We start from the raw sequence: 7,144 nt of genomic DNA on the forward strand, positions 1-7,144 counted from the left end.
AGAGGCACAAAACGCGTGCTACGCCAGATGGTTCAGGCGACGACAGACCCTAGCATCGCGGAAGTTAGCCCATGGGGCTACGGTAAAGACACCGAGTTGCAGCAACTCACGATACCGGAAGGTGCTCCGGCACCACCTGAATGATCAGAGAGACTGATTGCGTCGTCGGCCTACGCTACATTCGAGCTATCACAAATAATGGGCAATTCGCGCTCATGAAGCATCAACTGCTTGCCAAACTTTACGGCTGCGTAGGTTTGCTTAGCCGCCAAGGCTTCTTGAATTTGCAACAAGATAGGCGCTGCGCTGGGCATAAGTCGCATGACTTCAACCGCCTGCGCAAAAAACAGATTTTCAACATCTGCTGGATCTTCAGAAAGATGAAGGACCTGAAGCGTCAAGCAAAGCTTCTTACAAGGTGTATCAGCTTCACTCTCGCTAATCAGTTCACCCTCGCGGAGAAACTGGCACTGCGTTTCTACGATGAGAGTAATGTTGTGGCTGCCTCCATTGCGCAGGACGGCGCCATTAACAATTAATCGCTCTTGTGGCTTTACGATAATGCGCAGGGGCATGGTCGATCCCTTTTGGATTTGCTGAAGCGTATCGACGCTTTGTTAACAATCCGTAGAGAATTCCTTTTGCAGTAGGGGGTGCTTTAAGGAGCTGGCAAGAACCAAGGGGTCATCCTGTCAAAGCCACCAAAAAGTGGCTTCCACCCCAAAAAGGATGATTTCGTATGTCTTCCAGCGTCACGCTTTCTGCTGCCACCCGGACGAACCTGCTCTCGCTGCAGGGCACCGCCGATCTGCTTGCGACCACGCAGAACCGTCTCTCGACCGGCAAGAAGGTCAACAGCGCGCTCGATAGCCCGGTGAACTACTTCACCTCTCAGGCCTTGGGTTCGCGGTCATCGGATCTGTCGAGCCTTCTGGACGGCATCAGCAACGGCATCCAGACCATCCAGGCTGCCAACCAGGGTATTACTAACCTTCAGAAGCTGACCGATCAGCTGAAATCGACCGCCAATCAGGCCCTGTCGGCGACGAACGCCTTCACGGCGAAAGCCGCGGTGACCTCCAAGGCGCTTAATGGTGCCGTTGCTTCGAACCTGTTGTCGACTGGTGCGACCCAGGCGCTTGGCACTGCGATCGGTGCTAGCACCGGCGCTGCCGCTCAGTCGGCCACGGGCAGCGTGACTTACACGAACGACGCTGCGGTTGCCACTGCAGTCGGTGCGACGGACAAGCACTTCTCCGTCGATGGCGTCAACATTACTATTGCTGGTGGCACGAGCGACAAGGCTACGCTGCTGAGCACGATCAACGCTCAGCTGCAAGCGGCGGGTTCAAGCGTCGTAGCTTCATACAGCACCAACGCCCTTAAATTTACCGGAACTTCTGACGGCGGTTCCTTTGCGGTACCGAGTGGAACGGACGCGACCGCACTTTTCGGCACCAACACCGCCGTGGCGGGCACCTTCGTGCCAACCGCGAGTAGCAAGGCGACCGGCTTAGGGTTCGTCAACGGTGATACGTTCACAGTCAACGGTTCAACCGTGTCGGTGAACGAAAGCGACACCATCGGTACACTCGCCCAGAAAGTCGCCTCGGCGACCAATGGCGATGTAACTGCTCAGTTCAATGCAACCACTCGTCAGTTTACGTTCACGGCCAAGGACGCAAACACTGCTGTTAACCTCGGCAACGGCTCGACGGCTACGGCGCTTGTATCCAATATTGGCTACTCGACGACGCAGTTCGCTGCCGGCCTTGGCGCAAATGGGTCTGTCGCTGATCTGAGCGGAAAGGTGCTCCAGGTCACAGTCGGAACCGGTGCGAGTGCCAAGACTGCAGCACTGACTTTTGGTTCTGGCGCCGGGCAGATCTCGACCTTGGATCAGCTCAACACTGCTCTGGGTAGCGCCGATGCTCAGGCGACCATCGACAGCACGGGGCATCTCACGATCACGTCGTCGAACGATGCAGGCTCGCAAAACCTGCTGTTGGGCGGAAGCGCGGTTGGTGGTAGCAGCGCCTTCTTGTCCTCGTCGTCTGTTGCCACCATTGGCGGCGATGGTCAGAATGCCCGTAATAAATTGGTCAACGATTACAACGGTCTTCTGACGCAGATCAACCAGATGTCGAAGGACTCTGGATACAATGGTGTTAATCTTCTGAATGGCGACCAGATGAAAGTTGCCTTCAATGCTGATAATACCTCTTCTATCGCCGTTAAGGGTGTTGCGACCACTGCCGATAGTCTTGGTCTCAACACAGTCTCGAGCAGCGACTTTATTGATAACGACTCTATCAACAAAGTTTTCTCGCAAATTTCGTCTGCGACCAATACCTTGAAGTCGCAGGCTGCTACTTTCTCGTCTAACCTGTCAGTCGTGCAGAACCGCCAGGATTTCACAAAGGGGATCATCAACGTCCTCGATACCGGTTCGGCCAACCTAGTGAACGCTGACATGAACGAGGAAGCTGCCAACTCGCAGGCGCTTTCCACCCGCAACTCGCTGGGTATCTCGGCGCTATCGCTCGCTAACACGGCTCAGCAGGGCGTCCTGCAGCTCCTGCGCTAACCTTTAGCGCCATATTGATAACGGCGGCCGGGGCATCACCCCGGCCGTTTCTATTTACAGCCGATTAACCGCGCCTAGGCATCGTCGGACGCCTTCGAAGATCGTTTGCAGTGGGGTGTCAGTTGTCCGGCTTTGATCCGGCGGTCGAATGCTACCGCTCGCTAATTGGTGAGACAGAGGCCGATACATGCTGCAAGCGCATATGCGTTATAATCCGTCGGATGCGGGATGACCCCAGTTGTCCATCTCACCAGCTTCACTTCATGGTTCTAGCGAACCAGCTCATGAGTGAAACTAAGACTTTTGGAAGATATATTGTCGAAATGGACGCGCGTATTTCGGAAGGCGATTATATTACCGCGATTTTGATTGGCGACGCGATGATAAAACATGAGACGATGCTTCATCAGATCGCTGCCGGGAAACCGCTCCAATATGGAGCTTTGATCAATTGACTTTGCCAGCAGTCGCCAACACCAAAAGCTTGGCTAATAGCTTATTAAGCTGCGTATTAGTCGCTTAAAGCCAAAATTATAGAAAACCGCTCCCCGAATGCCCCTTGAAGGCGTTGGCCCTGCGGATGTAGCCAACCACCGTCCTCGGATCCCGGTGGCCTGACTGGTCCATGATCCGGGCGAGATCGGCGCCGCGCTCGGCCGCCGTGGTGATGTAGCCGGCCCGCAAGGAGTGCGCCCCGAACGTCGATGCATCGAGCCCCGCGGCCGTGCAGTAGGCCTTGATGATATTGGCTACCGACCGATCCGTGAGGCGGGCGGGTTGCGATACGAGCTGCGCACAGTTCCCCCGCACCCTCCCCGACCGCGACACCGGCCGGAACACCGGGCCGGACGTAATGCCGGCCGCATCGAGCCATTCCCGCACGAGGCGCACGGGCTGGATGTAGCGCCCGGTCGGGATGGCTTTCTCGAACCCCCTGCCCTCCTGATCCACTTTCGAGCGGCGGACCATGACGCGCAGGCCTTCCGGATCCTCGCGCAGATCCTCGACGTCGAGCGCCACTAATTCGCTCCGACGGAACGCGCCCGCGAACCCGAGTGCCAGCAGCGCCCGATCGCGCTTGCCGGTCAGGGTGTCGGGCGTGCGGGCGAGCAGCATCTGCAACACATCGACCGTGGCCGCCGCCTTCTGGTTCGGCGCGGTCCCGATCCGACGCCGGATGCCCTTTATGGTGGCGCGCACGTCCTCGTCATCCGTCGGGTCCGCGGCCTTCGCCAGCTTGTGCCCGTACCGGATCGCGGCGAGCCGACGGCCGATCGTCGAGGCGGACCGTCCGGCCTCGGCCTCGTGAGCCAGGAAGCCGGCCACGGCCTCAGGGCTCGCCGGTAGAGACCGGAAACCGAACCGTTCACACCATGCCTGGAAGACCTGCACGTCGGATCGGTAGGCGCGAACGGTAGAGTCCGCCTTGCTGGCCTGCTGATAGGCGCGGACGATCGCGGCGGCTTCGGCTGGTAGTTTTACGGCGTGCTCGTGAAACTCGGCCGGGATGACTTCAGGCGTCGGCATCTCGCTCACGCGTCTCGATCTTTGCCGTCATCCCTGGGTTGATGGTGTCCTGCGCGGTCTCGCCCGGATCGCCCCAGCCGCACAGAAGCGAGAGTGCTCGTTCCCATCCATCAGGCAGTGTCGCGCCCTGAGCGCGCATCGATCGCCCGACCACGCTGACAACGTACATTCGCTGCCCGGGAGGAACATCCTCCAGCGAGGACCGCGCCATCGTTTTGACGACCCAGCGCGTAGCTGTCGTCACCCATTCCAACGGCAGAACTGGCAATGCCGCCAAGAGCGTTTCCTAACCCTATCAAACTTCCGAGAATGACGCTTACCGGAAGCTACATCCGAATGATCAGTCGTGCAAGTCAGCAAGCACGTGGTTGCCGACTGACGTGCTTACGTAATGACGTAGCCACGCACCCAAGCGGATGCGTCACGGCTTTAGCTGCCCTCGCGCTCAAGGTAGGCCATCAACGCCGCCTCGATCACTTCCTGGTGGCTGGCGTCCCGGTCGAACGCGAACCGCCTGAGCCGCTGATAGCGGGGCTCGGACAGTCGCAGCGTGAGCGATTTCGTGCGGGGCTCCGCGTCGGATCCCGGCCGCGGGGGTGAAACGGAAACTGTTTCCGTTTTGGCCGAAGGAGCGGCGGCAGGGCTTGGCGCCTCGCCCCGTTGCGGCACGTCGGACGGCCGGGGCGCACCCTTCGCCTGGATCAGCCCGTCGAGGGACGGCGGTTGCTTGCCTGCCATGTTCAGCGCCCAGCCTTTGCCTTGCCTGCGTCCTTACGCAGTTGCGTCATTACGTACTCAAGCACTTCCTTAACCTCGCGCGCTGCGGCGGTTTCGGGCTCGAACTCCGTCACCGCCTTGCCCGTGATCGCGGCCGTCGGGAAGTCCGTCCTGTCGTGAACGACGGTCGGCGCGAGCTTCCCGTGCTTCGCCAGTGCCATCACGGCTTGCATCTGCAACCGTGTCCGCGGTTTGGCCTGCGTCAGCACGAACACGAACGGGCACCCGGCATCCTCGATCAGCGCTAGGGTATCGCCCACTGCGTCGAGATCGTCAGGGGAGGGCCGCACCGGCACTAGTGCGAGACTGGCGTGCCCAAGCATAGTCCGCAGCTCAGGTCGCACGGACGGCGGGGTATCAACGAACAGGTACTGGATGCCGGCCTCGGCGAGCCGATCAGCCCCAGCCTTGAAGTCCGCCACGTCGAACCGGACCAACGCCGGCTGCTGATCCTCGCGCCTGTTCCACCAGCTTGTAAGCGAGCCTTGCGGATCCGTGTCGAGGAGCGCGGTGGCGTGCCCGGCTTGGTGAGTTGCCACCGCCAGACTGCGCATTAGTGAGGTTTTGCCGGCACCACCCTTCTGGCTCGCAACCACCACAACGTACATCAGTGCCTCATTGCGTGCTTACGTAATGACGTAGCCACGTCAGTCCGTACCTTGTTGCGTCAAACTGGTGCTGGCCGGTTAACGGCTGATTACCACGTCCATACGTCCACGCCATCAGCCGAGGCTCGACGGGCTGATCGCCACGAAGCGGTAGCACGCGGCTGATCTGTGGCGGGAGCGTCAACCCTGAGCTGGACGCCGGCGCTGCAGCTGCCGCCGAGCCTCAGCCCGTCGACCAGCGACTTCCGCACGTCGTCGAGCAGCCCGGACGCGATCTACGTCGCGGATGCCGATCTGATGAGGCGGGGCTTCGTTGGTGAAGGGCATCCGGCTGCGGATATCGCCGTAATAGTCCGCACCGCTCATCCCGAAGCCGCCATCCGTGACGCGACCATCCGTTTGAGCCTCGCTGGCGAGAGCGGCGGTCGGCAGGGCGGCGAGGAGGGCAGCAGCAAGGATGAAGCGCATCACAGAAGGGAGCCTCGGTGACACGGCGATTGTGAGGCGCGGCATCAGCCCGCCCGCGCCGCGAACTCTCAGATCGGCACGCCCGGCGTTTGACCCCTGGAGGGCCGGTAGCCCGACGTCTGACCGTCCGCTTTCAGATCATAGACTCCGCTTTCCTGTTCGCGAGCGCCCGCCCTTTCGTCGCCCGCTGTCGTTTCCTCCGAACCGTCAGCGGCGCACGCAGTTGCTGCCTGACCACGATGCAGGAGTCGGAGTAGGCTTCCCGCATCGAAGATTGCGCTCGGCCCCGCCCCGATCTGCTCACGGGGCAGGGGAGCGTCCGATCTCACCAGCGTGAGCCGAGCCGATACGCGATGTGGCTCGGGGTTGCCGACAAGCGCGACCACCTGGCGACGCATGTTGTAGGGACGTAAGGGAGAATTCGCTAAACAGGAATGGGGGATCCGATGAGCAACGCAATCACACGCGCCGAGCTCGCCGAGGAGGCTGGCAAGATTGGTTTTGCCACGACCGGCTGGATCTTCGAAGTGATGGGGCCCCGCGAAGGCTGGAACGACCCCGCTCCGGCTGAAACAGTGGCGGCGTTCCTGGCTGCGTTCCGTGAGCGCCTCGACAGCATAGAAGCTCGAGCGGGTATCGCCGCCCCGACCTCGCCGAGGAGCTGAGCACAAAAAAGCCCGCTACGGTGAACGGGGCGGGCTCAACGTCGATTTTGTTTCGCTAAGCCGATTAGTCGTCGTAGGCCACCGGGGCTTCGTGACACAGACGCGCGAACTCTACGAAACCGGCGAAAATGGCGACAGCGAAGATTGCATGAATGTGCATCAGTTTCTCGCGGTCTACTGACTTCGTTAGTCCGACGTGGGCAGTGACATGCTGAATACAAACATCGCGTTGACGTGACTCGTTTGTCAAAAGTAAGCCCGCCACGGCAGCGAGCCGGGCGGGCTTTCCAGATCCGAGCTTTGAGGGGGACATCACCCGGTCTACCGATAGGATGCGGGCAGCGGGTTAATGAAACCGCTGCTTTCGGCTGGGCGGTGGGTCGTACCCAAAGCGGTTGCTGGTGCCGGCAGCTCCGCTATCCTGCCAGGATGCGCACAGTCCTCGCCGCCCTCGCTCTCGTCGTTGCTGCTGGTGGAGCGCGGGCTCAGCAGCAGCTTCCGACAGTTCCCGA

General features: G+C 60.4%; 9 protein-coding genes. 3 read left to right on the forward strand and 6 right to left on the reverse strand.

The window, feature by feature from the left end:
* Positions 1-170: 170 nt before the first annotated feature.
* Positions 171-575: a flagellar biosynthesis repressor FlbT gene (locus MKK84_RS31225; protein ID WP_243926276.1), complete on the reverse strand. Its 405-nt coding sequence runs from the start codon at positions 573-575 to the stop codon at positions 171-173.
* Between the two features lie 164 nt (positions 576-739).
* Between MKK84_RS31225 and MKK84_RS31230 the strand changes: the two genes are divergently transcribed.
* Together MKK84_RS31230 and MKK84_RS35760 are read left to right on the forward strand one after the other, a co-directional pair.
* On the forward strand, positions 740-2,587 hold the full coding sequence (locus MKK84_RS31230; RefSeq protein WP_243926278.1) for a flagellin: 1,848 nt from the start codon (positions 740-742) through the stop codon (positions 2,585-2,587).
* A 284-nt stretch (positions 2,588-2,871) separates the two neighbouring features.
* Complete coding sequence (locus tag MKK84_RS35760) at positions 2,872-3,042, forward strand: hypothetical protein (protein ID WP_313899382.1); 171 nt, start codon at positions 2,872-2,874, stop codon at positions 3,040-3,042.
* A 76-nt stretch (positions 3,043-3,118) separates the two neighbouring features.
* On the opposite strand, the gene MKK84_RS31240 is transcribed toward MKK84_RS35760, so the two are convergent.
* From MKK84_RS31240 to MKK84_RS31255, 4 genes are all read right to left on the reverse strand, one after another.
* Entirely contained in the window at positions 3,119-4,114 is a 996-nt protein-coding gene (locus MKK84_RS31240; protein WP_243926291.1) for a site-specific integrase, read from the reverse strand.
* Complete coding sequence (locus tag MKK84_RS31245; RefSeq protein ID WP_243926282.1) at positions 4,101-4,391, reverse strand: hypothetical protein; 291 nt, start codon at positions 4,389-4,391, stop codon at positions 4,101-4,103. The genes MKK84_RS31240 and MKK84_RS31245 overlap by 14 nt, the downstream gene beginning before the upstream one ends.
* Positions 4,392-4,543: 152 nt before the next feature.
* On the reverse strand, positions 4,544-4,852 hold the full coding sequence (locus MKK84_RS31250; RefSeq protein WP_243926284.1) for a hypothetical protein: 309 nt from the start codon (positions 4,850-4,852) through the stop codon (positions 4,544-4,546).
* Positions 4,853-4,854: 2 nt separating this feature from the next.
* Entirely contained in the window at positions 4,855-5,499 is a 645-nt protein-coding gene (locus MKK84_RS31255; protein ID WP_243926286.1) for a ParA family protein, read from the reverse strand.
* A 914-nt stretch (positions 5,500-6,413) separates the two neighbouring features.
* On the opposite strand from MKK84_RS31255, the gene MKK84_RS31260 reads away from it, so the two are divergent.
* Complete coding sequence (locus tag MKK84_RS31260) at positions 6,414-6,632, forward strand: hypothetical protein (protein ID WP_243926287.1); 219 nt, start codon at positions 6,414-6,416, stop codon at positions 6,630-6,632.
* A gap of 321 nt (positions 6,633-6,953) precedes the next feature.
* Here the strand turns inward: MKK84_RS31260 and MKK84_RS31265 are convergent.
* On the reverse strand, positions 6,954-7,144 hold a 191-nt coding region (locus MKK84_RS31265; protein WP_243926289.1), incomplete at its 5' end, for a hypothetical protein.

The sequence above is a fragment of the Methylobacterium sp. E-065 genome (assembly GCF_022829605.1).
Classification (GTDB): Bacteria; Pseudomonadota; Alphaproteobacteria; order Rhizobiales; family Beijerinckiaceae; genus Methylobacterium.